Annotated in this window: 27 protein-coding genes; 16 read left to right on the top strand and 11 right to left on the bottom strand. The window is 63.5% G+C overall.

The window, feature by feature from the left end; genetic code table 11:
• Window positions 1-69: 69 nt before the first annotated feature.
• From mnmG to Q3C01_RS06945, 5 genes are all read right to left on the bottom strand, one after another.
• The gene (gene mnmG, locus Q3C01_RS06965) at window positions 70-1,953 is read right to left on the bottom strand and encodes a tRNA uridine-5-carboxymethylaminomethyl(34) synthesis enzyme MnmG (protein WP_458144583.1); all 1,884 of its coding nucleotides are present in this window, start codon (window positions 1,951-1,953) and stop codon (window positions 70-72) included.
• Between the two features lie 416 nt (window positions 1,954-2,369).
• Window positions 2,370-3,758 carry a tRNA uridine-5-carboxymethylaminomethyl(34) synthesis GTPase MnmE gene (gene mnmE, locus Q3C01_RS06960; RefSeq protein ID WP_458144582.1) on the bottom strand — a complete coding sequence of 463 codons (1,389 nt, stop codon included), beginning with the start codon at window positions 3,756-3,758 and terminating at the stop codon, window positions 2,370-2,372.
• 319 nt (window positions 3,759-4,077) lie between these two features.
• On the bottom strand, window positions 4,078-5,343 hold the full coding sequence (gene rho, locus Q3C01_RS06955) for a transcription termination factor Rho (RefSeq protein WP_027525104.1): 1,266 nt from the start codon (window positions 5,341-5,343) through the stop codon (window positions 4,078-4,080).
• Between the two features lie 251 nt (window positions 5,344-5,594).
• Window positions 5,595-6,029 carry a protoporphyrinogen oxidase HemJ gene (hemJ, locus tag Q3C01_RS06950; RefSeq protein WP_458144581.1) on the bottom strand — a complete coding sequence of 145 codons (435 nt, stop codon included), beginning with the start codon at window positions 6,027-6,029 and terminating at the stop codon, window positions 5,595-5,597.
• A 169-nt stretch (window positions 6,030-6,198) separates the two neighbouring features.
• The gene (locus Q3C01_RS06945) at window positions 6,199-6,513 is read right to left on the bottom strand and encodes a hypothetical protein (RefSeq protein ID WP_458144580.1); all 315 of its coding nucleotides are present in this window, start codon (window positions 6,511-6,513) and stop codon (window positions 6,199-6,201) included.
• Between Q3C01_RS06945 and Q3C01_RS06940 the strand changes: the two genes are divergently transcribed.
• The 5 genes from Q3C01_RS06940 (at window position 6,500) to Q3C01_RS06920 (ending at window position 11,196) form a co-directional block, all read left to right on the top strand.
• The gene (locus Q3C01_RS06940; RefSeq protein WP_458144579.1) at window positions 6,500-7,339 is read left to right on the top strand and encodes a pyruvate, water dikinase regulatory protein; all 840 of its coding nucleotides are present in this window, start codon (window positions 6,500-6,502) and stop codon (window positions 7,337-7,339) included. The genes Q3C01_RS06945 and Q3C01_RS06940 overlap by 14 nt on opposite strands.
• 7 nt (window positions 7,340-7,346) lie before the next feature.
• Window positions 7,347-7,955 (top strand): Maf family protein, encoded by a 609-nt coding sequence (locus tag Q3C01_RS06935; protein ID WP_458144578.1) that lies wholly within the window; start codon window positions 7,347-7,349, stop codon window positions 7,953-7,955.
• Between the two features lie 22 nt (window positions 7,956-7,977).
• Window positions 7,978-8,577 (top strand): dephospho-CoA kinase, encoded by a 600-nt coding sequence (gene coaE, locus Q3C01_RS06930; protein WP_458144577.1) that lies wholly within the window; start codon window positions 7,978-7,980, stop codon window positions 8,575-8,577.
• 28 nt (window positions 8,578-8,605) lie between these two features.
• Window positions 8,606-9,319, top strand: a complete 714-nt coding sequence (dnaQ, locus tag Q3C01_RS06925; protein WP_458144576.1) for a DNA polymerase III subunit epsilon — start codon at window positions 8,606-8,608, stop codon at window positions 9,317-9,319.
• 110 nt (window positions 9,320-9,429) lie between these two features.
• Entirely contained in the window at window positions 9,430-11,196 is a 1,767-nt protein-coding gene (locus tag Q3C01_RS06920) for a serine hydrolase (RefSeq protein WP_458144575.1), read from the top strand.
• Between the two features lie 92 nt (window positions 11,197-11,288).
• Here the strand turns inward: Q3C01_RS06920 and secB are convergent, their stop codons facing one another.
• Complete coding sequence (secB, locus tag Q3C01_RS06915) at window positions 11,289-11,771, bottom strand: protein-export chaperone SecB (protein ID WP_449380321.1); 483 nt, start codon at window positions 11,769-11,771, stop codon at window positions 11,289-11,291.
• A 398-nt stretch (window positions 11,772-12,169) separates the two neighbouring features.
• Here secB and Q3C01_RS06910 point away from each other — a divergent pair, with 398 nt between their 5' ends.
• The 3 genes from Q3C01_RS06910 to Q3C01_RS06900 are packed head-to-tail and all read left to right on the top strand — an operon-like array spanning window position 12,170 to window position 14,995.
• On the top strand, window positions 12,170-12,874 hold the full coding sequence (locus Q3C01_RS06910) for a Tim44/TimA family putative adaptor protein (RefSeq protein WP_458144574.1): 705 nt from the start codon (window positions 12,170-12,172) through the stop codon (window positions 12,872-12,874).
• A complete protein-coding gene (gene mltA / locus Q3C01_RS06905; RefSeq protein WP_458144573.1) occupies window positions 12,852-14,408 on the top strand; it encodes a murein transglycosylase A in 1,557 nt (518 codons plus the stop codon). The genes Q3C01_RS06910 and mltA overlap by 23 nt, the downstream gene beginning before the upstream one ends.
• Window positions 14,405-14,995, top strand: coding sequence for a Smr/MutS family protein (locus tag Q3C01_RS06900; protein WP_458144572.1), 591 nt, complete (start codon window positions 14,405-14,407; stop codon window positions 14,993-14,995). Before mltA ends, Q3C01_RS06900 begins: the two co-directional genes overlap by 4 nt.
• Before the next feature lie 88 nt (window positions 14,996-15,083).
• On the opposite strand, the gene Q3C01_RS06895 is transcribed toward Q3C01_RS06900, so the two are convergent.
• The 4 genes from Q3C01_RS06895 to hslV all read right to left on the bottom strand — a co-directional run bounded on the left by Q3C01_RS06895 (window position 15,084) and on the right by hslV (window position 19,128).
• The gene (locus tag Q3C01_RS06895; RefSeq protein ID WP_458144571.1) at window positions 15,084-16,208 is read right to left on the bottom strand and encodes a hypothetical protein; all 1,125 of its coding nucleotides are present in this window, start codon (window positions 16,206-16,208) and stop codon (window positions 15,084-15,086) included.
• Window positions 16,209-16,410: 202 nt separating this feature from the next.
• Window positions 16,411-17,715 carry an ATP-dependent protease ATPase subunit HslU gene (gene hslU, locus Q3C01_RS06890; protein ID WP_458144570.1) on the bottom strand — a complete coding sequence of 435 codons (1,305 nt, stop codon included), beginning with the start codon at window positions 17,713-17,715 and terminating at the stop codon, window positions 16,411-16,413.
• A 53-nt stretch (window positions 17,716-17,768) separates the two neighbouring features.
• Entirely contained in the window at window positions 17,769-18,386 is a 618-nt protein-coding gene (locus tag Q3C01_RS06885; protein ID WP_458144642.1) for a DUF2585 domain-containing protein, read from the bottom strand.
• A 181-nt stretch (window positions 18,387-18,567) separates the two neighbouring features.
• The gene (gene hslV, locus Q3C01_RS06880) at window positions 18,568-19,128 is read right to left on the bottom strand and encodes an ATP-dependent protease subunit HslV (protein WP_458144569.1); all 561 of its coding nucleotides are present in this window, start codon (window positions 19,126-19,128) and stop codon (window positions 18,568-18,570) included.
• A gap of 189 nt (window positions 19,129-19,317) precedes the next feature.
• Here hslV and hisB point away from each other — a divergent pair, with 189 nt between their 5' ends.
• The 7 genes from hisB to coaA all read left to right on the top strand — a co-directional run bounded on the left by hisB (window position 19,318) and on the right by coaA (window position 24,245).
• Window positions 19,318-19,911: an imidazoleglycerol-phosphate dehydratase HisB gene (gene hisB, locus Q3C01_RS06875; protein ID WP_458144568.1), complete on the top strand. Its 594-nt coding sequence runs from the start codon at window positions 19,318-19,320 to the stop codon at window positions 19,909-19,911.
• A 68-nt stretch (window positions 19,912-19,979) separates the two neighbouring features.
• A complete protein-coding gene (locus tag Q3C01_RS06870; RefSeq protein WP_458144567.1) occupies window positions 19,980-20,510 on the top strand; it encodes a DUF2628 domain-containing protein in 531 nt (176 codons plus the stop codon).
• The gene (gene hisH / locus Q3C01_RS06865; protein WP_458144566.1) at window positions 20,507-21,157 is read left to right on the top strand and encodes an imidazole glycerol phosphate synthase subunit HisH; all 651 of its coding nucleotides are present in this window, start codon (window positions 20,507-20,509) and stop codon (window positions 21,155-21,157) included. Before Q3C01_RS06870 ends, hisH begins: the two co-directional genes overlap by 4 nt.
• Window positions 21,145-21,909 (top strand): 1-(5-phosphoribosyl)-5-[(5-phosphoribosylamino)methylideneamino]imidazole-4-carboxamide isomerase, encoded by a 765-nt coding sequence (gene hisA, locus Q3C01_RS06860; protein WP_458144565.1) that lies wholly within the window; start codon window positions 21,145-21,147, stop codon window positions 21,907-21,909. Before hisH ends, hisA begins: the two co-directional genes overlap by 13 nt.
• 90 nt (window positions 21,910-21,999) lie before the next feature.
• On the top strand, window positions 22,000-22,776 hold the full coding sequence (gene hisF, locus Q3C01_RS06855) for an imidazole glycerol phosphate synthase subunit HisF (RefSeq protein WP_458144564.1): 777 nt from the start codon (window positions 22,000-22,002) through the stop codon (window positions 22,774-22,776).
• 81 nt (window positions 22,777-22,857) lie between these two features.
• Window positions 22,858-23,181, top strand: a complete 324-nt coding sequence (locus Q3C01_RS06850) for a phosphoribosyl-ATP diphosphatase (RefSeq protein ID WP_458144563.1) — start codon at window positions 22,858-22,860, stop codon at window positions 23,179-23,181.
• Window positions 23,182-23,288: 107 nt separating this feature from the next.
• Complete coding sequence (coaA, locus tag Q3C01_RS06845) at window positions 23,289-24,245, top strand: type I pantothenate kinase (protein ID WP_458144562.1); 957 nt, start codon at window positions 23,289-23,291, stop codon at window positions 24,243-24,245.
• 150 nt (window positions 24,246-24,395) lie between these two features.
• Here the strand turns inward: coaA and Q3C01_RS06840 are convergent, their stop codons facing one another.
• Window positions 24,396-25,052 carry a CGNR zinc finger domain-containing protein gene (locus tag Q3C01_RS06840; RefSeq protein ID WP_458144561.1) on the bottom strand — a complete coding sequence of 219 codons (657 nt, stop codon included), beginning with the start codon at window positions 25,050-25,052 and terminating at the stop codon, window positions 24,396-24,398.
• 191 nt (window positions 25,053-25,243) lie between these two features.
• On the opposite strand from Q3C01_RS06840, the gene Q3C01_RS06835 reads away from it, so the two are divergent.
• Window positions 25,244-26,407 (top strand): branched-chain amino acid ABC transporter substrate-binding protein, encoded by a 1,164-nt coding sequence (locus tag Q3C01_RS06835; RefSeq protein WP_458144560.1) that lies wholly within the window; start codon window positions 25,244-25,246, stop codon window positions 26,405-26,407.
• The last annotated feature ends 136 nt before the right edge of the window (window positions 26,408-26,543 follow it).

Genomic DNA, 26,543 nt, shown 5'->3' with positions numbered 1-26,543 from the left:
GGGTTGCCGTGATGAGGATTCCCTCTGGGATTTCCCCTTGGCTGGTCCGCGCTGTTTCACGTGAAACGCCTATGCGGTCGCCTTGGAGGTCTTCCGGCGAGCCTCGCGACGCAGGTACGCGGCGAGAATGCCCAGCGCCGCCGGCGTCATGCCATCGATCCGGCCGGCCTGACCGACCGTGAAGGGCCTCGCCTTCTCGAGCTTGGCGCGCACCTCGTTCGAGAGCCCGGGTACGAGTTGGTAGTCGACATCGGCGAGGACCAGCCCTTCATCCCGCCGGAAGGCTTCGACGTCGGCGCTCTGGCGCTCCAGGTAGACATCGTACTTGGCGTCGATCTCGAGGTGGGTCGCGATCACGGTGTCAATGGCCGACAGCTCGGGCCAGATCGCGCGAACCTGGCTCCAGCCAACGTCCGGATAGGCCAATAGCTCAAAGGCCGAGCGGCGCTGGCCGTCCCGGTTCAGGGACAGCCCATGCCTGGCTGCTTCATTCGGCGTCAGCGTCAGCGATTTCGACAACGTCTTGGCGGCCTGGAGGGCTGCCATCTTGGCGCGATGGTGCTGGGTCCGGGCGCTGCCGACGCATCCCAGGTCAATGCCCTTCTCGGTCAGGCGCTGGTCGGCATTGTCCGCCCGCAGCGTCAGCCGGTACTCGGCGCGCGAGGTGAACATCCGATAGGGCTCGGAAATGCCGCGAGTGACGAGATCGTCGATCATCACCCCGAGATAGCCGTCGGCCCGGTCGAATACCGTGAGCGCCGCCCCACTCGCGGCCAATGCCGCGTTCAGGCCGGCAACAATGCCTTGAGCCGCGGCCTCCTCATATCCCGTCGTGCCGTTGATCTGCCCGGCCAGGAACAGTCCCTCTACCCGCCTGGTTTGGAGGGTCGGATCAAGCTCCCGAGGATCGACGTGGTCGTATTCGATGGCGTAGCCCGGCCGGACCATCTTGACCCGCTCAAGGCCCGGGATGCTGGCGAGGATCGCGAGCTGGACCTCCTCCGGCAGCGAGGTCGAGATGCCGTTGGGATAGACGGTCGGATCGTCGAGACCTTCCGGCTCCAGGAAGATCTGGTGGCCGTCCCGGTCGCCGAAGCGGACGATCTTGTCCTCGATCGAAGGGCAATAGCGCGGTCCCGTGCTCTTGATCTGGCCGGAGTACATCGGCGAGCGATGCACATTGGCCCGGATCACCTCATGGGTCGCAGCCGTCGTCCGGGTGATGCCGCACTGGATCTGCGGGGTCGTGATCCGCTCGGTCATCACCGAGAACGGCTCCGGCGGATCGTCGCCGGGCTGCATCTCGACCGCCGTCCAATCGATCGTCGTGCCATCGAGCCGCGGCGGCGTGCCGGTCTTGAGCCGGCCCAGCGTGAAGCCGGCCTGCTCAAAAGACTTCGACAGACCCATTGCCGGCGCCTCGCCGACGCGCCCTGCCGGCCAGTTCTTCTCACCGAGATGGATCAGGCCGCGCAAGAAGGTGCCGGTGGTGACCACGACAGCCCCTGCCCGGATCGTGCGGCCATCGGCCAGACGGAGCCCGGTGACGCGACCATCCGATGAGATCAGCTCGTCCGCCTCGCCTTCGATCACGCTGAGACCATCGGTCTGTTGGATCGCGGCCTGCATTGCGGCAGCATAGAGCTTGCGGTCGGCCTGGGTCCGGGGACCGCGAACTGCCGGGCCCTTGCGGCGATTGAGCATGCGGAACTGGATGCCGCCGGCATCCGCAACCCGGCCCATCAGACCATCGAGCGCATCGACTTCGCGGACCAGATGGCCCTTGCCGAGGCCGCCGATGGCGGGATTGCAGGACATCGCGCCGATGGTGGAGAAACGGTGCGTCACCAGAGCGGTCGCCGCACCCATCCGGGCGGCCGCAGCCGCGGCCTCACAGCCGGCATGGCCGCCGCCAATCACGATGACGTCGAAGCTCTCTCGCTCTGTCCGCATAGGCGGACTTCTAGCTCAGGCATGAAGAAGCCGGAAGAAGAAACTGGGTGAGACGGTTGTTTCACGTGAAACAGTGGCACGGGCAAAGCGTTTTCGCGAAAACAACCCCATGCAAGGTAGATGACACCGAGCGAGCCCTGTTTCACGTGAAACAACTTGGGTCTGCTCGGCGGGAAAGGTGTGAAGACAAACGGCGTCATTGCGGGCGCTGCGAAGCAATCGAGAATCTTCCCTCGGAAGCAGCCTGGATTCGATCACCGAATTAGTGAACTTGCACAGCAATGACGACCCTGAATGAGCGTGCCTCGCGCACAACCATCACCGCTCGCGCGACAAGGCCAATCGCGCACCCGCGCATGTTTCACGTGAAATAAAAGCAGTGGAACAAGCGATAGTTCTACAATGAAGAACTAGCGCTACTTTCCGATACAGAATTTCTGGAAGATGGCCCCGAGGACGTCCTCGACATCGACCCGGCCCAGGAGCCGGCCGAGCGCGTAAGCGGCGGCGCGGAGTTCCTCGGCGGCGAGCTCCTCGCCTTCGCCAAGGAGATCGAGGCTCCGCTGCAGCGAGCCGACGGCCTGGATCAACAGGTCGCGCTGCCGTGCGCGGGTGACCAGCGCGCCCTCGCTCGTTCCGAAGAACTCGCCAGCGAATTCCACCAGCGCCGCGATCAGCTCGGGCAGTCCGTCACCGCGCCGCGCCGAGATCGCAAACATCCTGGCCCGCGGGTCAGGCCCCATAGCCTTGTTCGCTTCCGGCCTCAAGGCCGCGCTCGAGGTCTCCCTCAATATCTCTTGTAAGTTCTCCTGGCCAAGGTCGATCTTGTTGCGCACGGTCCAGACCGGCGCGGTCCCGATCGGCTGGCCCTCCTCGTTGCGATCGGCATCCGCCAGCCACAACACGAGGTCGGCGTCCGCAGCGCGGGCGCGGGCACGGCGCACGCCTTCCTGTTCGACGGGATCATCGGTGTCGCGAATGCCGGCGGTGTCGATCACGGTCACGGGATAGCCGTCGAGATCGAGCTGCACCTCGATCACGTCGCGCGTCGTGCCGGCATGCGGCGAGACGATCGCGACCTCGCGCCGCGCCAGCTGATTGATCAACGTCGACTTGCCGACGTTCGGCGGACCGGCGATCGCGACCACGAGGCCATCGCGCAGACGTTCAGCTTGACCCTGCGCTGCAAGCACTTTTGCGATCTCGTCCTGCAGCGCCTTGATCTTCGCGCGCGCCGGCGCGAGCAATTCCGCTGATACATCGCCTTCATCGGAGAAGTCGATGCCGGCCTCGATCAGCGCGGACGCCTCGATGATTCGCTCGCGCCAGTCGCGCGCACGCTCGCCAAGCAGTCCCCGCAATTGTCGCAGCGCCTGCCGACGCTGCCGATCGGTGTCGGCGTGGATAAGATCGTCGAGGCCCTCGGCCTCGGTGAGATCGAGCTTGCCATTCTCGAAGGCGCGGCGGGTGAACTCGCCGGGCTCGGCCGCCCGTAGATTCGGAATTAGCGAAATTACAGCGAACAACGCGGCGAGCACGGCGCGACCGCCATGGACGTGAAATTCGGCGACGTCCTCGCCGGTCGCGCTCGCGGGCCCCGGAAACCAGAGCGCCACGGCATCATCGATCGCCTGGCCATTTGCGTCCCGCAGCAGCACACGGTGTGCAAGCCGCGGCTTCGGCGCTTCGCCCGCAAGTCGCGTTAGGACCTGGCCGGCCTCTGCGCCGGAGACGCGAACGATCGCGATCGCGCTTGGTGGCCGGCCTGACGACAATGCGAAGATGGTCTGGTCGCGGGGATGCATGGCTTATTTGTCCGTGCGCCCGCCAAAACGCAAATCTCGATTTCTGGGTCTCTTCGGAAGCTTCAGGGCTTTCCTGGTGCAGCAAACGCCTGACGTTGCACCGCATTATGAAGCGCAGCATTTTGCTGCATATTTTTGGTTCCAGCGGGCGCGCAAAGTGACCAAATCATAAAATTATATCGTTATATCAATTATTTAACGTACGTCTGGCGACGACAGCTCGATTCACATTTTGCTGCAATCTCCCGCAGCAAAGCCGCAGCATAAACGCAAAAGGGCGCCCGAAAGGCGCCCTCCGCGAAATTGCCGCAACAGCCGATCAGGTGTTCATCGAATCGAAGAACTCGGCATTGCTCTTGGTCGAGCGCAGCTTGTCGAGCAGGAAGTCGATCGCGTCCATCGTGCCCATCGGGTTGAGGATGCGGCGGAGCACGTACATCTTCTTGAGCACCTGCGGATCGGTGATGAGCTCCTCCTTGCGGGTGCCGGAGCGCGAGATGTCGATCGCCGGGAAGGTGCGCTTGTCCGAGACCTTGCGGTCGAGGATCAGCTCCGAGTTGCCGGTGCCCTTGAACTCTTCGAAGATGACTTCGTCCATGCGGCTGCCCGTATCGACCAGCGCGGTCGCGATGATCGTCAGCGAGCCGCCCTCCTCGATGTTACGCGCGGCACCGAAGAAGCGCTTCGGCCGCTGCAACGCGTTGGCGTCGACGCCGCCGGTCAGCACCTTGCCGGATGACGGCACCACGGTGTTGTAGGCGCGACCCAGACGGGTGATCGAATCGAGCAGGATCACGACGTCGCGGCCATGCTCCACCAGGCGCTTGGCTTTCTCGATCACCATCTCGGCGACCTGGACGTGACGCACCGCCGGCTCGTCGAAGGTCGACGAGACAACCTCGCCCTTCACCGAGCGCTGCATGTCCGTGACTTCTTCCGGACGCTCGTCGATCAGAAGCACGATCAGATAGCAGTCCGGATGATTGGCAGTGATGGAGTGCGCGATGTTCTGCATCAGCACGGTCTTACCCGTGCGTGGCGGTGCCACGATCAGCGCGCGCTGGCCCTTGCCGATCGGAGCTACGATGTCGATCACGCGTGCAGAGAGATCCTTCCGCGTCGGATCGTCGATCTCCATACGAAAACGCTGGTTGGGAAATAGCGGCGTGAGGTTGTCGAAATTGACCTTGTGCTTGGCTTTTTCCGGATCCTCGAAATTCAGCGTGTTGACTTTGAGGAGCGCGAAATAGCGCTCGCCCTCTTTCGGGCTGCGGATATGGCCTTCGATGGTGTCGCCGGTGCGCAGGCCGAAGCGGCGGATCTGCGACGGCGAGACGTAGATGTCGTCCGGGCCCGGCAGGTAATTGGCGTCCGGCGAGCGCAGGAAGCCGAAGCCGTCTGAGAGCACCTCGACGACGCCCTCGCCGACGATGTCGGTCTCAGCGAGCGAAAGCTGTTTGAGGATGGCGAACAGCAGCTCCTGCTTACGCATGGTGCTGGCATTCTCGACCCCATTCTCTTCCGCGAACGAGACGAGCTCGGCCGGGGTTTTGGACTTGAGGTCTTGGAGTTTGATTTCCCGCATTGGGGTGGTCCTGTGGGGTAACCTTGGAAGGGGGGTGCAAGGAGGCTTCGAAAATGCGGACGCGAGCAGGTAAGGTCCGCAGGTCTAGCAAGGTGAGTGCCGGTGGGGCTTCAAACCTGATGCGGCGCCCGGCTTTCGAAGAAGCTCGGACACAACCACATCCGCCTGCGTTGGGTGGGGATAGAGATAATATAGAAAATCGCTTGGCCCTCCGCAAGCCGAAGCACTGAGCGGCGCCCCTCGAACTTTGCCTAGAACGGCTTCACGATCACCATGATCACGATGAAGATCATCAGGATCGTCGGCACCTCATTGATAATACGATAGAATTTCTGGGTCCGCGGCCGCAGGTCGGCAGCGAAATCCTTGCGCCAGCGGGAAAAAAAGCCGTGGACCGCGGACATCGCCAGCACCAGTGCCAGTTTTACGTGCAACCAGGGCGAGGTGAACCAATGGCCGGACCACGCGAGATAGAGGCCGGCGAGCCAGGTCACGATCATCGCGGGGTTGATGATCGCCTTGAGAAGCCGGCGTTCCATCACCTTGAAGGTTTCCGACTGCTTCGAGCCGACCTCAGCCTCGCAGTGATAAACGAACAACCGCGGCAGATAGAGCATGCCGGCCATCCAGGAGATGACGGCGATCACATGCAGCGCCTTGATCCAGGGGTAGAGCTCGTCGAGCATTTCCAACGTCCGAATTTCAAGCCCAGCGCAGGGATCGCTGGGGATAGTAAGAACTCGTTAAGTTCTTCCAGCGCACACATATCCGTCCGTAGCGCCCTTCTCAAATCTAGAATCTTAGATTCTTAAGGTTTGAGTCTGAATGACGGTGGATTGGACTCACGCAATGCTGTCAGGCATTTTGCGGGAGCTTGTACACATCCATCAACATATCCGCCGCGGTTCCGGCGAACGCGGATAATTCATCCATCTTCAAAGACTTGTGAGAAATTATCGGCAGCTTATGAAAAGGCTTGCCGGCGCTGTCCCGCTTCCGCCTCGCGCAGCCCTGAGACTTGTCCTTCCGGGCAGCGATGTGAAGAAACTTGGCCGTTATCCCGCTCGTCCTGTCGCGCATCCCTTTCCGAGGGGTTAAGCTCCACAGAAGTTCACAAACTGCCCAGCCGTCATCCCAAGCCTTCAGAAGAGTTTTCGTGCCGACCTCCAACAATTATTTCCATCTCCATCTGGTTTCCGACTCCACCGGTGAGACCCTGATCACCGTGGCGCGCGCGGTCGCCGCGCAATACGCCAACGTCACGCCGGTCGAGCATGTCTATCCGCTGGTGCGCAGCCAGAAGCAGCTCGATCGCGTGCTCGACGAGATCGAGGAAGCGCCGGGGATCGTGCTGTTCACGCTGCTGGAGAAGGATCTGGTCTCCCGACTCGAAGACAAGTGCAAGGAGATCAACGTTCCGAGCCTGTCGATCATCGGCCCGGTGATGCAGTTGTTCGAGGCTTATCTCGGTGCGGCAACGACGGGTCGTGTCGGCGCCCAGCACGTGCTCAATGCGGAATATTTCAAGCGCATCGACGCGTTGAACTACACGATGATGCATGATGACGGGCAGCACGTCGACGGCCTGGAAGAAGCGGACGTCGTCCTCGTCGGCGTGTCGCGGACGTCGAAGACGCCGACCTCGATTTATCTCGCCAATCGCGGCATCCGCACCGCCAACGTGCCGCTGGTGCCAGGCATTCCTGTGCCGTCCCAATTGGAGACGTTGACGCGGCCGCTGGTGGTGAGCCTGCACGCGACGCCGGAACGGTTGATCCAGGTCCGGCAGAACCGGCTTTTGACGATGGGCGCCGATACCAGCAGCGACACCTATATCGACAAGCAGGCGGTGGCGGATGAAGTCGCCTTCGCACGGAAGCTCAGCGCCAAGCATAATTGGCCGTTGCTCGAGGTGACGCGCCGCTCGATCGAGGAAACGGCGGCTGCGATCATGAAGCTCTATACCGACCGGCAACGCAACCGTCCCTCGAACTAGGCCGTCTATGTCCCTCTGGCGCGGCAAAGCCCCACTGATCCTGGCCTCGCAAAGCCAGGCACGAAAAATGCTGCTGGCGAATGCGGGCCTCGCGTTCGAAGCAAGACCTGCCGATATCGATGAGCGCAGCGTGCAGGAAGCCTCGAAGCTGTCCAGCCCGCGCGAGATCGCGCTGCTCCTGGCGCGTGAAAAGGCGAAGGCGGTATCCGTTCAATACCCCGGCTGCTACGTTATCGGCGCCGACCAGACCTTGGCGCTCGGCGAGCGGCTGTTCACAAAGCCGTCCGGCCGGGCTCAGGCGATGGCGCAACTGCATGATCTCGCCGGCCGCACCCATGCGCTGCACTCCGCGGTTGCCGTGGCGCGTGACGGCGCGATCCTGTTCGAGGATGTTTCGGTCGCGCGCATGACCATGCGACTAATGACTGAGGCTGAGCTCTCCGCCTATCTCGATGCCGCCGGCGATGCCGTGACCACCAGCGTCGGCGCCTATCAGCTCGAAAGTCTCGGGATTCATCTGTTCGAGAAGATCGACGGAGATCATTTCACCATCCTCGGCCTGCCGCTGTTGCCGCTGCTTGCGTTCCTGCGGCGCGAGAGTCTAGTTGCGGTGTGAACCGACAAATGGCTGCGACCTGATGCTGATTCTCGGACTGACCGGCTCGATCGGGATGGGCAAATCCACCACCGCAAAACTGTTTGCGGAGGCCGATGTCCCCGTCTACGACGCCGATGCCGCCGTCCATCAGCTCTATGAGGGTGAGGCGGCTCCTGCGATCGAAGCTGCCTTTCCCGGCACCACATGGAACGGCAAGGTCGATCGTGCGAAGCTGTCGGCGCGCGTGGTCGGCGATGCCGCGGCGATGAAGCAGCTCGAGCAGATCGTCCATCCGATGCTCGGCGCCTCACGCGGGAGGTTTTTCGCGGATGCCGAGGCCAGGGAGGCGCCCGTCGTGGTGCTGGACATTCCGCTGCTGTTCGAGACCGGCGGCGAGAAACGCGTCGATGCAGTCGTCGTGGTGACGACCTCCCCGGAACTCCAGCGCGAGCGTGTGCTGGCGCGCGGCACCATGGATGCCGAAAAGCTCGATGCCATCATAGCCAAGCAGATGCCCGATGCCGAGAAGCGCAAGCGGGCCGATTTCGTGGTGGATACCTCGCACGGGCTCGATCCCGTGCGGGCGCAGATCAAGCAGATCCTGGCCGAGGTCGTTAAGATGCCGCAGCGGCGAAGCTGATTCGCTCACCCACCGGCACCGTTAAATCATGCGCGAAATCGTTCTCGACACTGAAACCACCGGCCTTGATCCCCTGCGTGGCGACCGCCTGGTGGAAATCGGCTGTGTCGAGATCTTCAATCGCATGCCGACGGGGCAGACCTTTCACCGCTACATCAATCCTGAAAGGGACATGCCGGCGGAAGCCTTTGCGGTGCACGGCCTGTCGAGCGAATTTCTTTCGACCAAGCCGCTGTTTCACGAAGTCGTCGACGAGTTCCTGGAATTCATCGGCGATGCGCCGCTGGTGATCCACAACGCCTCGTTCGACATCAGCTTCATCAATGCCGAGCTCGACCGCATCAAGCGCGTGGCGATCCCGCGCGAGCGGCTGGTCGACACGCTCCTGCTGGCGCGGCGCAAGCATCCCGGCGTGTCGAACCGGCTCGACGATCTCTGCTCGCGCTATGCGATCGACAATTCCCACCGCACCAAGCACGGTGCATTGCTGGACTCCGAGCTGCTCGCAGAAGTCTATGTCGATTTGATCGGCGCCCGGCAGTCGCAGCTCATCCTGGCATCGGAATCCGAGGAGATTCGTGTCGGAACGAGTGGGGACATGCCGCGGCGGCAGCGACCGGCACCGCTGGCCCCACGCGTCAGCGACGCCGAGCGCGAGGCCCATCGAGCCTTCATCGCGACGATGGGTGAAAAGGCGATCTGGAACGAATATCTCGCCCAGCCGCCGGCTGGCCCAGCCTGACTTAGCTAACGCATCCCCGATTCGCTGATGACGATATCGACAGGGACAATCGTCACGCACCTCGTGTAGGCTCATCCTCCGGCAACCTCCGGCCGAAGAGCGAGTGCGCAATGTCCCTCCAATCCGCGTCCATCCAGCCTGCCCCAGAAGACAACACCATCGCCACCCTCGTCGACGAGCTCGATGCCCTCGCCGCGGAGGCAATGGCCGAGTGGAAGGTGCCGGCCGTGACGCTCGCGGTGGTGCAGGGTGGCGAGACGGTGCTGCTCAGGGCCTGGGGCCAGCGCGATGTGGAAGCCGCGCTGCCGGCGACGCCGGACACGCAGTTCCTGATCTGCTCGATCACAAAAACCTTCACCGCCACGGCGCTGGCACTGCTAGTCGACGAGGGACGCCTCGACTGGAGAAAGCCCGTCCGCGATTACATCCCCGAATTCCGCCTGCACGATCCGGCCGCCACCGAGCGCGTCACCGTGCGCGACCTGCTCTGCCATCATTCCGGCCTGCCGCGCCACGACTGGATCTGGATTCCCGGCGATCTCTCGCGCGGCGAGATGCTGGCGGCGCTTCGTCACATCGAGCCGGCCCGCGATATCCGGACCGAATTTCAATACAACAACCTCGCCTACAACGTTGCCGGCATCGTCGCAGAGCGCGTCAGCGGCCTGAGTTACGAAGAGTTCGTCCGCTCGCGGCTGACGGACAAGCTGCACATGCCGGTCGGCTTTTCGGCCGAGGAGCATGCCGCGGCCGACAACGCCGCCGTTCCCTATTTGTTAGAGCGCGGCGACGAGCGCCGGCGCGCCAAATTCTTCCCCATTGCAACCACGGCCGCCGGCGCGATCATCACCTCTGTCGCTGCGCTCGCCAACTGGATGAAATTTCTGCTGGCCGAAGGCGAATTCGAGGGCCAGCGCCTGCTTTCGCCTCAGCTCATCCGGGAGATGCAGTCGCCCCGCGTCTTCGGCGGCGCGCCCGAATTCGAGGAATACGGCCATGGGCACTACGGGCTGGGTTTCAACCACACCGCCTATCGTGGCGAGCGCGTTGTCGGACATTCCGGCGGCTGGCTCGGCTGGCATACGCTGATGCGCCTGGTGCCCGAGCGGAAGCTCGGCATCGCCGTTTTCACCAACAACGGCGGCAATGTGGTGACGAGCATCCTGATCAACCGCATTCACGATCACCTCGCCGGCAAGATGCCCGTGCCGTGGCTGGACCGTTTTCGCGACATGCGCCGCAAGACGCTGGCGCAGCAGAAGTCGGACGAGGCACAAAAGCGGGTGGCGTGCAAGCCGGACACGCGGCCGAGCCATGATCTCGCGGACTTTTGCGGCACCTACGAGCACCCGGCCTATGGCCGTGTCGCCATCACGCTGGGCGGCGACAGCCTGCACTGGGCCTGGCGCGGCACGAAGGCAACTCTGGCCCATCGGCACTACGATTCGTTCCAGCTGCCCTATATCTACGGCGAGCTGAACCCGGACGATCTCGTGGTCACCTTCACGACCGACCGCGACGGCGACATCGCGAGCCTCTCGGTCCAGCTCGAGGTTCAGGTCACCGACATCGTCTTCACCCGCGCGCCTGCTGGCGAATGCATGGACCCTGCCTTCCGCGCGGCCTGCGCCGGCAGCTACACCCGCGGCGACGCAACTCATGTCGTGACGGAGGATGCCGAGGGCGAGCTGATGCTGAAAATCCCGTTTCAGCCGCTCTACCGCCTGCGACCCTATCAGGGCTCAACCTTCGCGATTCTCCAGCTCGACGGCTACCGCGTCGAATTCCGCCGCGGCCCAACGGGCAGCATCGACGAACTCGTCTACCATCAGCCGAACGGCACCTTCATCGCCAGGCGGGCCGAAGCGGCTTCGTAAGGTGGGTTAGCTAGAGCACGATCGGTTTTATCACCTCTCCCCGCTGGGAAGAGAGGTGAACGCAGGCAACTTACCGTAAATTACAGCCTGCCTCAGCTCGGCTTGACCTGACCCTGTGCGGCCATCTGCCGCTCCATGTTCTGTCGGTAGAGGCCGACGAAATCGACCGGATCCAGCATCAGCGGCGGGAACCCGCCGTCACGCACGGCAGTGGCAATGATCTCGCGGGCGAACGGGAACAACAGCCGCGGGCACTCGATCATGACCAGTGGATGCAGGTTCTCCTGCGGCACGTTGACAATGCGGAACACGCCGGCATAGGCGAGCTCGAAGGAGAACATCACCTTGCCCGCGGTCTCGGCCTTGCCCTCGACCGACAACACGACCTCGTACTCGTGTTCCGACAGGTTGTTGGCGTTGACGTTGATCTGGATGTTGATCTGGGGCTGCTGGCTCTGCGGCTGAAGCGAGGCCGGGGCGTTCGGATTCTCGAACGACAGATCCTTGGTATATTGCGCCAGCACGTTGAGCTGCGGAGCCTGGCCTGCCTCGGGGGTGCCGTTTCCGTTGGTCATGAAAATGTCTCCTTACCCGAATGGGCCTGATATCGCGGCCGGTTGGCTAACATAGGCCCGCCTCGTTCCACAAGGACGAACGGCGACGGATTCGGCCTCCTGGCAGCATCGAAAAGGGTGGTCCCTTACCCGTCCTGGCCTGAGGGAGTACATCTTAAACGATTGAAGATGCGCGATTTCCAGTCAGGATCCGATTTCCCCTTAAGGATAAAACGCGCTACAATTCGCGCTGTGCCAAAAGGCGCCATTGGCCGGGCAAGATTTCGTGCCTACATCGCTTGGATCTGAACGGACCTAAAAAGGTGATGAGGCTTTGCCGTTCCTGTATGGAACGGTTGACTGGCCGGACTGATTTCCCCGGCGAAGACCCTGAGCAGAGACTAGAGAGCGAACACGACGTGGACATCTACACCATCATCTTCCTAGCGCTGGCGGTCTTCATTTTCCTGCGCCTGCGCAGCGTGCTCGGACAGCGGACCGGCAACGAGCGGCCTCCGTTCGACCGGACCGCTCGCAATGCGCTTCAGGGTGCCCAGGACAAGAACGTCGTGACCATGCCGGGCAAGGTGATCGATCAGGCTCCGCTGGCGCCAACCGCCGACGTCACGCAGCCTGCCGACCGCTGGAAGGGCCTGACCGAACCCGGTACTGCCTTGGGCCAGGGGCTGGACGCGATCGTCGAAAAGGACTCTTCCTTCGATCCGCGCCACTTCCTGTCCGGCGCGCGCAGTGCGTATGAGATGATCGTGCTCGCCTTTGCCAATGGCGACCGCCGGTCGCTGCGCGACCTCTTGTCCTCGGAAGTGTTCGAGAGCTTCGACGCCGCGATCAAGGAGCGCGAGAAGAACGAGCAGAAGACCGAGACGCGCTTCGTCTCGATCGACAAGGCCGAGCTGGTCGGCGCCGAGATGCGCGACCGCACCGCGCAGCTCACCGTCCGCTTCGTCTCGCAGATGATTTCGGTGACCCGCGACAAGGCCGGCAACATCGTCGACGGCAACGCCGACAAGGTCGCCGACATCACCGACATCTGGACCTTCGCCCGCGACACCACCTCTCGCGATCCGAACTGGAAGCTGGTTGGCACCGGAAGCGCGCATTAAGGCAGCCCTGATAAATTTCGCGACGGCGCTGTGCGCAGGTGCCGTTGTGCTATCGTCGTTTTCGCTCGGCGCCGAAGCGGCGCGCCGTCATCATCACAGCCGCGTTGATCCCGAAATCGCCGCCCCGCCGCCGCGCGCCTTGCCCTATCCTCATCTCGCGTTGCCTTTGGAGATTCCCGGCGCGCAATATCTCCCCCTCGCCTGGTCCGAGGTGGCCGGCTGGAGTGATGACGATCATCTCGCGGCCTACAAGGCGCTTCGCGCGAGCTGCAAATCGATCGCCGCGCAGCCGCCGCCGGTCGTCGAGCCCAAGGTTGTTGATCCGAAGCCCATTGGCGGTTCGCTCGGCGAGCCGTGCCGGATCGCCAAATCGCTCGAGCTTTCCGACGAGCCCAAGGCCAAGGCGTTTTTCGAAGAGCATTTTTCGCCGCTGCGGATCTCGCGGCTCGGCGAGGCCGACGGTTTCGTGACCGGCTATTACGAGCCCGTGCTCGACGGCTCGCACGTCCAGACCGACATCTATAACGTTCCGGTCTATCGCCGCCCCTCCAACCTGTTCGTGCGCGGCTTCAAGCAGGACACGCCGAGCCTGCCCAACAAGGGCCCGGTGTACCGCAAGATCGGCCGCCGCAAGCTCGTCCCCTATTACGACCGCGGCGAGATCGAGGATGGCGCGATCGCCGGCCGCGGGCTCGAGCTCGCCTGGCTCAAGGACCCGACCGATCTTCTGTTCGCGCAGATCCAGGGCTCGGCGCGGATCAAATTCGACGACGGCTCCTCGATCCGTATCAACTACGACGCCTACAACGGCTATCCCTATACGGCGGTCGGACGCATCCTGATCGAGCGCGGCATCATCCCGAAAGAGGAGATGTCGATGCAGAAGATCAGGGAGTGGATGGCGCAAAATCCCGACGGCGCCAAGGAGCTTCGCCGCCAGAACCGCTCCTACATCTTCTTCCGCCAGATCAATCTGTCCGACAAGGACGAGGCGGTCGGTGCGCAGGGCATCCCGCTGACGGCGGGCCGTTCGATCGCGGTCGACAAATCGCTGCATGTCTATGGCACGCCGTTCTTCATCGAGGGCGAGCTGCCGATCGACTCCGAGAAAGCCAAAACGCCGTTCCATCGCCTGATGATCGCGCAGGACACGGGATCGGCCATCATCGGCCCCGCGCGCGCCGATCTCTATTTCGGTGCCGGCCAGGAAGCCGGCCGCGTTTCGGGCCGGCTGCGCCACAACATGCATTTCGTGATGCTGGTGCCGAAAAGCCTCGATCCCGTTGCGCGCGGTTCGAGGCTGCCCCTGCCCGATCCGCGGCCGTCCGCGAAGATCGCAAAGCTGTTTCCGCAAACTGATCCGGCGAGGCCTGTTGAATCAGGGAAAGCTGGCGCGGTGCCAACCACCGTGTCACAAGCCGAGGGCGCCACCGTCGCGGTGGCGAGCCCGGTGCCGCTGCCGGAGCCGCGTCCCAACATCAAGCCCGCCCGCGAACAGCGCAGGCACGTGCGCCGTCATAACAGCCCGCAATGAAGCGATCGTCCCGCCCGCCTGTCCTGGATCCGCCGCCCTCGCCCCGCCGCCGCGCGCTCAGCGACGACGAGCGTGCGCTGTGGGACATGGTCGCCAAGCAGGTCAAGCCGCTCCGAAAACGTCGCGTGACGAAGGTGGAGGCGGCGGCGCGCTCCGAAGTTTTGCCGGCGGCGCCCGTTGCGAGGCATCCGGCATCTGCGAGGCCCATTGTCCCCGCGCCGGCGCCCCGCGCGGCAAAGCCGGCTGTGCCGCCCCTCGCGCCGCTCGGCAAGCGCGAGCGCACAAAACTGTCGCGCGGCCGCAGCGAGATCGACGCGCGGCTTGATCTGCATGGCATGACCCAGATGCGCGCCCATCGCGCACTCTCGGGCTTCATCCAGCGCGCCCATCACGACGGGCTGACCTTCGTGCTCGTCATCACGGGCAAAGGCCGGGGCGGGGGCGAAAGCGGCGTGCTGCGCCGCCAGGTGCCGGAATGGCTGAGCCTGCCGGAATTCCGCGCTTTCGTCGTCGGATTTGAAGAGGCGCATATCGGCCACGGCGGGCAGGGCGCGCTTTACGTGCGGATCAGACGCGCGAGGTTTTAGAGAACTGGATTTGGCCGCGGGCTCCCTTAACCTCTCCCGCTTGCGGGAGAGGTCGCGCACCTGCGAAGCGGCTGCTGGTAGTGAATCCTCAGAACGGCCGCACGATCCCGACGCGCGGGATCAACGTGACGATGAGGCCGAAGACATTCGTCTTGCGATCCTCCGACGGGATCGGCCCTGCTTCCTGCTTGGCCGGCAGCATCTTCACTGCGTGCAGGATCAGGAACATGCAGACCGCCCAGTTCGAGATCCAGCGCGAATAGTCGAACACCATCGCGAACATCACGACATAGGCGAGGCTGACACCAATGATGCCTGTGATGACGAGACGCCGGTGCGTCTCGTCGGCGAGTGCACGGGTCAGGTCCGCGAAATAACGCCAGAGCGGCGTGTGCAGCCAGATCAGTAGCGCAAAGACGGGCACGCCGAGAATGTTGTGGGGCATGCGGCCCCAGGTATCCGCAAGCTCCTTCGAAAGCGGCTGATACCAGATGTAGCTGAATTGCAGGAGATCGGTGCGCGCCGGGTCAGCCATCCGGCCCTTGAGGTACGCGACGAAATCCGCCTCCGGTATCGGCATCGTTCCCAGGAACTGCGCGGCGAAGAACAGCGCACTGACACAGAGCAGCGCCACGAGCCCGAACGCGACGTTCGCGCGATTGATGCCGTGCGTAAGATAATGCCTGACGACGACGATCGTGATGATCGTCGGCACATACATCAAGAGATGAATGTGGTGGATCAGGATCAGCACGATCGAGAACAGCGCGGCGAGCGCAACATAGAGCAGCGATCGTGCCGGGATCAGCAGCAGCACGATCGCGAGCGCGCAGCCATAGATGTCGAAATGGCCGAGCGTGTGCATGAAGTTCTTCAGGAAGAACGGCGAGCCCGCGATGAACACGAACAGCGGCAGCGTCTTCTCGTTGAGACCGAAGACCTTGCGGAAAAGCTGAACGAACAGAGCAAGCGTCACCAGCCACGTCACGCCGCCAAGCGCGAACACCAGCCACACCGGCACCTTGGTCGTGATCAACCCAACGATGGCACCGATCAGCGCGCGCTTGATGAAGCCGAAATGATAGTCGACGAGCAGGTGGATGTAGGGGACATAAGGCGGCAGCAGGATTTTGTGGATGAACACGCCGGCGATCACGGCGGCGTTGATCGCCAGCAGCAGGCGCCAGGGGTTTTGAAGGATTCGCGCGGTCACGCCGCACCGGAACTGGCGAGGGTTGTCTCCGCTGTCGTCCCGGACAAGCGAACAAAGCGAGCGCAGATCCGGGACCCACAACCACAGGAGGTCGTTTGAGCCGAGATTGGGGCCGCCATCTGTTTCAACAATAAGCGCTCGGGGTAATGGGTCCTGGCTTTCGCCAGGACGACAGCGGCATGAATAGCGCGATCGCTCGGAATTACAAAATAAACCGGCTCAGATCGGCGTTCTTGGCGAGGTCGCCGATATGCTTCTGCACGAAGTCGGCGTCGATCCGGATGGTTTCGCCGTTGCGGTCGGGCGCGGTGAAGGAGATCTCGTCCAGCACCCGCTCCATCACGGTCTGAAGCCGCCGCGCGCCGATGTTCTCGACCGTCGAATTGACGGCAACCGCGATGTCGGCGAGCGCGTCGATGGCTCCGTCGGTGATGTCGAGCGTCACGCCTTCGGTCTGCATCAGCGCGACATATTGCTTGATCAGCGAGGCCTCGGGCTCGGTGAGGATGCGCCGCATGTCGTCGCGCGTCAGCGCTTGCAATTCGACGCGGATCGGCAGGCGGCCCTGCAGCTCCGGCAACAGGTCGGACGGCTTTGCGACGTGGAACGCGCCGGATGCAATGAACAGAATGTGGTCGGTCTTCACCGTACCGTGCTTGGTCGAGACGGTGGTGCCTTCGATCAGCGGCAGCAGGTCGCGCTGCACGCCCTCGCGCGAGACGTCGCCGCCGACGCGGCCGTCGCGCGCGCAGATCTTGTCGATCTCGTCCAGGAATACGATGCCGTTGTTCTCGACCGCGCTGATCGCCTCCAGCGTGAGCTGGTCGGTATCCAGGAGCTTGTCGGATTCCTCGTTGACGAGGATCTCGTGCGAGCCCTCGACCGTCAGCCGCCGCGTCTTGGTGCGGCCCCCGAGCTTGCCGAAGATGTCGCCGATGGAGATCGCGCCCATCTGCGAGCCCGGCATGCCCGGGATCTCGAACATCGGAAGGCCGCCGCCGCTGGACTGCGTCTCGATTTCGATTTCCTTGTCGTTGAGTTCGCCGGCGCGCAGCTTCTTGCGGAAGGATTCGCGCGTCGCGGAGCTCGCATTGGCGCCGACCAGGGCATCGAGCACGCGCTCCTCGGCGGCGAGCTGGGCGCGCGCCTGCACGTCCTTGCGCTTCTTCTCGCGCACCTGGGCGATGGCGACCTCGACGAGATCGCGCACGATTTGCTCGACGTCGCGGCCGACATAACCGACCTCGGTGAATTTCGTCGCCTCAACCTTAAGGAACGGAGCATTGGCGAGCTTGGCCAGCCGCCGCGCGATCTCGGTCTTGCCGACGCCGGTCGGGCCGATCATCAGGATGTTCTTCGGCAGCACCTCTTCACGCAAGGATCCGGTGAGCTGCTGGCGCCGCCAGCGGTTCCGGAGCGCGATCGAGACGGCGCGCTTGGCCTCGGACTGGCCAACGATGAAACGGTCGAGTTCGGAAACGATTTCGCGGGGAGAGAAGTCTGTCATGGGACGTTAGCTAGGGTCAGAAACCGGCCGGGACAAGCCGTATTTTGGTGGGGTCAGATGATTGGCGGACCGGATTGCCATTGTTTCACGGCCTCGATCGGATGGATCAGCATCAGAATATTAAGCGTCAGATTGTCGCGAATATGGAGCGCCATCATGGTCTCGAAAAAGAGCCCGATCAGGACGATGGCCGTGACCGGCAGAAGGCGCGCCGCGAGGAAGCCGAGCACCATGAACAGCGTGTCGGAGACCGAATTGACGATGCTGTCGCCGTAATAATCCAGCGAGATCGTGCCGGCGCGATAGCGCTCGATGATGAAGGGCGAGTTCTCGACGATCTCCCAGGTGCCTTCGATCAGCATGGCGATGATCAGACGTGCTGGCCAGGACAGCTGCAGGAACGGCAGGCGGGCGAACAGCAGCCAGGTCAATCCGTAGAACAGGAAGCCATGGAGGATGTGGGAGAAGCTGTACCAGTCGGCGATGTGCTGGGAATTCTCCGAGCTGTTCACCACGCCGTGCCAGAGCTTGACATAGCCGCAGGTGCAGATCGGCACCCGGCCCATCGCAAACAGGATCGAGGCTTGCAGCGCGAGCAGCAACAGCGCGAGGCCAATCCAGTAGATTGGCGGGATCGCCGTCCTGGTGCTCTTGGCGGGCGCGAGCGTCATGCCCAAGCGACGGTGCACTCCCTCTCCCGCTTGCGGGAGAGGGTTGGGGAGAGGGTGTCTCCGCTAGCGAGAACCCCCAAGAGGAAAGAGCCCTCACCCGGCGCTACGCGCCGACCTCTCCCGCAAGCGGGAGAGGTTAGACCGAGCCCGGAGCCGCGTTGTTCGTCCACGGATGGATCCTCTAGCCGCTCGACAGGCTTTCGATCGTCACGTTGCGGTTGGTGTAAACGCAGATGTCGGCGGCGATGTCGAGCGAGCGGCGGACGATGGTCTCGGCGTCCTTATCGGTGTCGAGCAGGGCGCGGGCCGCCGCCAGCGCGTAGTTGCCGCCCGAGCCGATCGCCATCACGCCGGCCTCGGGCTCCAGCACGTCGCCGGTCCCGGTCAGGACCAGGGAGACGTCCTTGTCGGCCACGATCATCATGGCCTCGAGCCGCCGCAGGTACCGGTCGGTGCGCCAGTCCTTGGCAAGCTCGACTGCGGCCCGGGTCAGCTGCCCCGGATATTGCTCGAGCTTGCTCTCCAGCCGCTCGAACAGGGTGAAGGCGTCGGCCGTGGCCCCCGCAAAGCCCCCGATGACGTCGCCCTTCCCGAGCTTGCGGACCTTCTTGGCGTTGGCCTTGATCACGGTCTGGCCGATCGAGACCTGGCCGTCGCCGCCGACCACCACTTTACCGCCCTTGCGGACCGTCAAAATCGTGGTGCCGTGCCAGACCGGCAGGCTGTTCTGGGAATCCTGCATGAAATACCTCATTGTCGGTCCTGATTTAGGGGGTCGGGCCTGCGGGCACAACGGGCGCCATTTGGACCAAATCCGCTCACCATGGGCAGAAGTAGAGCCCCGCCCTGGCCTTCCCGCAGTAGCGAAGGCGTCATTTGGCTGTTAAAAGACCGCGTTTTCGGCCCCGAGCTAGGATGAAAGCTAGTTTTGATGCGCACAGCGACGATCAAGCGCAAGACCAAGGAGACCGACATCGAGGTATCCGTGAACCTCGATGGATCCGGCGTGTCTGACATCGCGACCGGCATCGGCTTTTTCGACCATATGCTCGATCTCCTCGCCCGCCATTCCCGCATCGACCTCACGGTCAAGGCAGTGGGCGACCTGCACATTGATTATCACCATACGACCGAAGACACCGGCATCGCACTCGGCCAAGCCGTCAAGCAGGCGCTCGGCAACATGGCGGGCATCACCCGCTATGCCAGCGTCCACATGCCCATGGACGAGACGCTGTCGCGCGTCGTGATCGACATCTCGGGCCGCCCGGTCCTGGTGTTCAAGGCTGACTTCCCTCGCGACAAGATCGGCGAGTTCGACACCGAGCTGGTGCGCGAGTGGTTCAACGCCTTCGCCATGAACGCCGGCGTGACTCTCCACGTCGAGACCCTATATGGCGAGAACAGCCACCATATCGCCGAATCCTGCTTCAAGGGTCTGGCGCGTGCGCTGCGCACCGCCGTGGCGATCGATCCGCGGGCGGCGGGCGAAGTGCCCTCCACCAAGGGCTCGCTTGGCGGCTGACATCTCCGTCTTGCGGCGATGGGCGCCGCCGGCGGTATCAAATATCTCTGAGAAACGGGGCATCCGACATGCCTGCCTACACAGTTCATGCTCCCGGCCCCAGCGGCGCGGACCTGCGCGCGACGGACAACTTCGTCTTCGTGCGCGACGGCTTTCACGTCTGGGCGATGATCTTCGGCCCGTTCTGGCTGTTGTGGCACCGGCTGTGGCTGGCGCTGCTCGGCTGGGTGATCTTCTTCGCGGCGTTCCAGGCTGGGCTTTCGAGCCTCGGGGTCGGCCGCTCGTCGATCTTCTTTGCCGATATCATCCTGGCCCTCCTGATGGGCCTCGAGGCGTCGAGCCTGCGCCGTTGGACACTGTCGCGCGGCAATTGGCGTCAGCTCGATGTCGTCATCGCTGACGATCAGGACACCGCCGAGCGTCGCTTCTTCGAGCGCTGGAGCCAGAAGCAGCGCGGCATCGTCAACGATCAATGGGCCGTCGACCGCGGCGGTCCGCCGCCGACCCGGAGCGTCCCGGGCCAGCCGTTCTCAAACCCGCCGCCGCTTCCGTCCGGTGGCATCATTGGATTGTTTCCAGAACCGGGAGGGTCGCGATGAGCGTCGCCATCATCGATTACGGTTCCGGCAATCTGCATTCTGCCGCAAAAGCCTTCGAGCGCGCCGCGCGCAGCATGAAGGACGGGCAGAAGGTCTTCGTGACGAGCGATCCGGATCAGGCCTACGGCGCCGATCGCCTCGTGCTGCCCGGCGTCGGCGCCTTCGCCGATTGCCGGCGCGGGCTCGATGCCGTCAACGGCATGGTCGAGGCGATCACCGAAGCGGTGCGGGTGAAGGCGCGGCCGATGTTCGGCATCTGCGTGGGCATGCAGCTGTTCGCGAGCCGCGGCAAGGAGCACGTCATCACCGAAGGCCTGAACTGGATCGCCGGCGATGTCGAGAAGATCACGCCGCGGGACGAGAGCCTGAAGATCCCGCACATGGGCTGGAACACGCTCGACGTCCTGCGCGAGCACCCCGTGCTGGAAAAGCTGCCGCTGGGGCCGAAGGGCCAGCACGCCTATTTCGTGCACTCCTACCACCTCAATGCTGCCAACGAGGCGGACGTGCTCGCGCGCGCCGACTATGGCGGGCCGGTCACGGCGATCGTGGCCAAGGACACCGCGATCGGCACCCAGTTTCACCCCGAGAAAAGCCAGCGCTTCGGCCTCGCCCTGATCTCGAACTTTTTGAGATGGAAGCCGTGATCCTCTTCCCCGCCATCGATCTGAAGAACGGCCAGTGCGTGCGCCTCGAGCAAGGCGACATGGCGCGCGCCACCGTGTTCAACCTCGATCCCGCGGCGCAGGCGCAGAGCTTTGCCGCGCAGGGATTCGAATATCTCCACGTCGTCGATCTCGACGGCGCCTTTGCCGGCAAGCCGGTGAACGCGCACGCCGTGGAAGCCATGCTGAAGACGATCAATATCCCCGTGCAGCTCGGCGGCGGCATTCGTGATCTTGCGACCGTCGAAGCCTGGCTCGACAAGGGCATCACCCGCGTCATCATCGGCACGGCCGCGGTGCGCGATCCGGAGCTAGTGAAGAGCGCGGCGAGGAAATTTCCAGGCCGCGTCGCGGTGGGACTCGATGCCCGCGATGGCAAGGTCGCCGTCGAAGGCTGGGCCGAGACCTCGCAGGTGACGGTGCTGGAAATCGCGCAGCGTTTCGAGGATGCCGGCGTTGCTGCCATCATCTTCACCGACATCGCACGCGACGGCCTGCTCAAGGGCCTCAATCTCGACGCGACCATCGCTCTTGCTGACGCGATCTCCATCCCTGTGATCGCCTCCGGCGGCCTCGCCTCGATCGAAGATGTGAAGGCCATGCTGACGCCGCGGGCGAAAAAGCTTGCGGGTGCGATCGCCGGCCGTGCGCTCTATGACGGCCGGCTCGATCCGGCCAGCGCCCTCACCCTGATCCGCAACGCGCGCGCTGAAAGCGCGATGAGATTGGGATGAAACGTCATCGCGCTTTCGGGTATTGCTTGAGCATGATCTTTTCGGAAAACCGCTACACACTTTTCCGGATCATGCTCTAGGAGACGAGACATGTTCAAGGTGCGCGTGATCCCTTGCCTCGACGTCAAGGACGGCCGGGTCGTCAAGGGCGTCAATTTCGTCGACCTGCGCGATGCCGGCGATCCCGTCGAGGCGGCGATCGCCTATGACGCCGCCGGTGCCGACGAGCTCTGCTTTCTCGATATCACGGCGACCCATGAGAACCGCGGCATCATGCTGGATGTGGTCCGGCGCACCGCGGAAGCCTGCTTCATGCCGGTCACCGTCGGCGGCGGGGTACGCAAGGTTGATGATATCAAGACGCTGCTGCGCTCGGGCGCCGACAAGGTCTCGATCAACAGCGCTGCGGTGTCGCGGCGCGAGTTCGTCAAGGAAGCCGCCGAAAAGTTCGGCGGGCAATGCGTGGTGGTCGCGATCGACGCCAAGCGCGTCAAGCGCCCCGGCGGCTCCGACCGCTGGGAGATTTTTACCCATGGCGGGCGCAACTCGACCGGCATCGACGCCATCGAATATGCCCAGGAGGTGGTGTCGCTGGGTGCTGGTGAAATCTTGCTCACCTCGATGGACCGGGACGGCACCAGGCAGGGCTTTGACATCCCGCTGACCCGGGCGATCGCCGACAGCGTTCCCGTTCCCGTGATCGCCTCGGGCGGCGTCGGCAATCTCGATCATCTCGTCGACGGCATCCGCGACGGCCATGCCACCGCGGTGCTGGCGGCGTCGATCTTCCACTTCGGGGAATTTACCATCCGCGAGGCCAAGGACCACATGGCCCGTCGCGGCCTGCCCATGCGGCTGGATGCCTGACGACTCCCCTTCGTAAAAATGCTACACAGGCAGGCTTGGACCGGCCTGTGAGGCTGGCGTGTGTGTTTCTGAGTATTTCGTATGTCGCGTTTCACGATCCACGATCTGGCCGCAACCATCGATGCCCGCGCTGCGGCCGGTGGCGAGGTGTCCTATACCCGCAAGCTCCTGGACAAAGGCGCGGAACATTGCGCGAAAAAGTTCGGCGAGGAAGCAGTCGAAACCGTAATCGCAGCAGTCGAAAACAATCGCGCGCATCTGATCGCTGAAAGCGCCGACCTGCTCTACCACTTCCTTGTGCTGCTCAAGGCCCGTGGCGTAAAGCTGGAAGAGGTCGAGGCGGCGCTGGACAAGCGCACCTCGATGTCAGGGTTGGAAGAGAAAGCGTCGCGCAAGAGCGACTAGAGCATGATCCGGACCCGAAGGGCCGCGTTAGCGCAAAGTGCGAAGCGGTTTTCCGAAAAGATCATGCTCAAAAGAAAGAGCTAGAGTCGCAACGGAAAGGCGGCGTCATGGATATCCGCGCACCCGAGCAGATCTATAATCCCTACCGCGTCTACACGCGCGAGCAGTGGGCAGAGCTGCGAAACGATACGCCGATGACGCTGGAGCCGGGCGAGTTCGATCGCCTGCGTTCGATGCACGATCGCCTCGACCTTCAGGAAGTCGAGGACATCTACCTGCCGCTGTCGCGCCTGCTGTCGATCTACGTCGATGCCATGCAGCGCCTCTACTATTCCCAGCGTCAGTTCCTCGGCATCCGTGATCGCAAGGTGCCCTACATCATCGGCGTCGCGGGTTCGGTCGCGGTCGGAAAGTCCACCACCGCCCGCGTGCTCCAGGCCCTGCTCGCGCGCTGGTCACCGCGGCCCAAGGTCGACCTGATCACCACTGACGGTTTTCTCTATCCACTTGCCGTGCTGGAGCGGCAGAACCTGGTACAGAAAAAAGGTTTTCCGGAGAGCTACGATCTGCCGCTGCTGCTCAGCTTCCTCTCCGACGTCAAGTCCGGCCGCCATCCCGTACGCGCGCCGGTCTATTCGCATCTGACCTACGACATCGTGCCGAACCAGTGGGTCGAGATCGACCAGCCTGACATCCTGATCGTCGAAGGCGTCAACGTGCTGCAGACCGGCAAGCTGCCGCGCGACGGCAAGGCCGTGCCTGTCGTCTCCGACTTCTTCGACTTCTCGGTTTATATCGACGCTGACGAAGAGGCGCTGCGGCAGTGGTATGTGAAGCGCTTCCTGGCGCTCAGGGACACCGCGTTCACCGATCCCAGGTCCTACTTCCACCGCTATGCGCCGCTGTCGGACGAGGAAGCCACCGCGACCGCGACCGCGATCTGGGAGCGCACCAACCTCGCAAATCTCGAGGACAACATTCTGCCCACCCGCCCCCGCGCGACGCTGATCCTGAAGAAGGGCGCCGACCACGTGGTGGAAAGCGTGGCGCTGCGAAGGCTGTAGCCGTCGCTTTGTAGGGTGGGCAAAGGCGCGCACTTCGCGCGCCGTGCCCACCACTTCTGTTGGATGCGTGGAGAGATGGTGGGCACGGCGCAAGTGCGCCTTTGCCCACCCTACGGCTGCGTCTTTTGTGGCTACACCGCCAAATGGCGTTCAGCTCTTTCGCGTCCGTCTCTGTCTGTCGCGGGCGGCCCGGACCTTGGCGCGGTTGCCGCAGACGCGCATTTCGCACCAGCGGCGGCGGTTGTTCTTGGTGGTGTCGAAGAACAGCCAACCGCATTCCTGGCCGGCGCAGCGCCTGGTGCGCAAGAGGTCCTTCTCCATCAGAAGCGTCAAGGCGGACAGCGCGATGGGGCCGAGGATCGCAGCTTCGATGTCGCGGCGCGGATCAAACACCCAGATATAGCTGCCGAGGCGCATCCTCATCTCGGCGTGGCGCAGGTATTCCGCGTGCGCGCCTGACAAAAGGTCGAGCGACCTCGCCGGGACCGGCCGCTGCTCGGCGAGCGCGGTGCCGATCGTCCAGATCAGCTCGCGCAGCTCGATCGCGCGCGCGAAGGCGTGGCGCGCCCGGCGCGGATGGCCTGACAGCTGCGCACGGATGTAGGCGCAATCGGAGGGCGGCATGACGCGGGCATGCTCGACCCACTGCATCAGCGTGTCGAAATCCCTCAGGTGCTCCTGGTGCGCGGCAGAGCCGCGCGCCGACGACGTGTTGGTGAAATCCCACGCCAGTTCGCCGCCGACGAGATCGAGGCTGCCGGCGCGCGAGGGTGGGAGCACGGTTTTGGTCCGCGGGATGGTGCTCATGTGTAACCATCAAACTGCACAAGGAAGCTCGCCGCCGCGAGCCGGGCCGGCCTGCCCCGTGATGAAGCCGCTTCATCTCAGGCGTTTTCGACGGCCTGCGCAAGGGAAAAGCCGTAACCATCTATCGATTGTTGACTGGTGCCGGAGCGCGTGACAGCCTGTCACCTGCAAAACGATTTTTGGAGGTTACCATGACCTGTCGTCGCGGCCCTCTCCCCCTGCTCGTGTCCGTTCTCGCTCTTGCCGCGACGGACCCCTCCACCGCGCAACTGGCCGGCAGGGACGTCAAGATCGGCATCGGCGGTCCCTTGACCACGACCTCGGCCGGTTTCGGTGTCGAGATGAAACAGGCGGCGGACCTTGCAGTCGACGAGCGCAACGCGGCGGGCGGCGTCGCCGGCGCCAAAATCGTTGCGACGGCGATCGACGACAAGGCCGACCCCGAGACCGGAAAGGCCGTCGCCAAGGCGTTTTGCGATGATCCGACCGTGTTGGGCGTGGTCGGCCACGTCAACAGCGGCGTCGCCATCGCCACCGGTCAGATCTATGCGGACTGCTCGCTTGCGGTGATCACGCCGATGGCGTCGAACCCGAAAGTGACGGAGAGCGGCTTTGCCACCATCTTCCGCCTGACCAACCGCGACGACCGCAAGGGGCCGGGGCTTGCACGATATCTGATGGCGAAGCTGGGCAAGAAGCGCGCGCTCGTAGTCGACGACGGAACGTCCTACGGCGTTGGCCTCGCCGACCAGTTCGTTGCGGGCTTTGGCGCCGGCGGTACCGTGGTCGCGCGCAAATCGGTCAAGGTCGGCGACAAGGATTTCGCCGATTTCGTCAAATCGTGGCCGAAGGATTTCGACGTGCTGTTCTTTGCCGGCATTCGCGAAGGCGCGCTGATCCTCAAGGAGATGCGCGCGCAGGGCCTGACCCAGCTGTTCAGCTGCGGCGACGGATGCTGGGACACGAAGGCCTTCATCCAGGCCGCCAACGGCGCGGCGACGACGGCCGAAGGCGTTCGCATCCTCTCCGCCGCGCCCGCCATCGGCACCGTGCCCGGCTCATCCGAGTTCGGCGCCAAGTACACGGCGAAGTACGGCCCCATCAACAATTATGCCGCGAGCTCCTATGATTCAGCGCGGGTGTTGATGGCCGCGATCGCTGATGCCGCCAAGACGAAGGAAGGCCTGCCAACGCGTGCCGATGTCGTGGCGGCGCTGCGAAACTTGACCTTCCAGGGCATCGCCTATGCAAGGCCGGTGCAGTGGACCGAGAAGGGCGACAACAAATCGGCCGTCATTTTCGTCAACGTGGTCGAGGGCGACCATTTCAAGCAGGTCGACCAGATCGGCGAGTGAGGTTTGCCGCGTCTGCGCAAGGCCCGCACCGATGACCGCTGTCGTAGGGTGGGCAAAGGCGCGCCCTTCGCGCGCCGTGCCCACCACTTCGGTTGCATTTGTGGAGAGATGGTGGGCACGGCGCAAGCGCGCCTTT

It is taken from the genome of Bradyrhizobium sp. UFLA05-109 (assembly GCF_054185165.1).
This window is presented reverse-complemented; position numbering and strand designations above follow the sequence as displayed.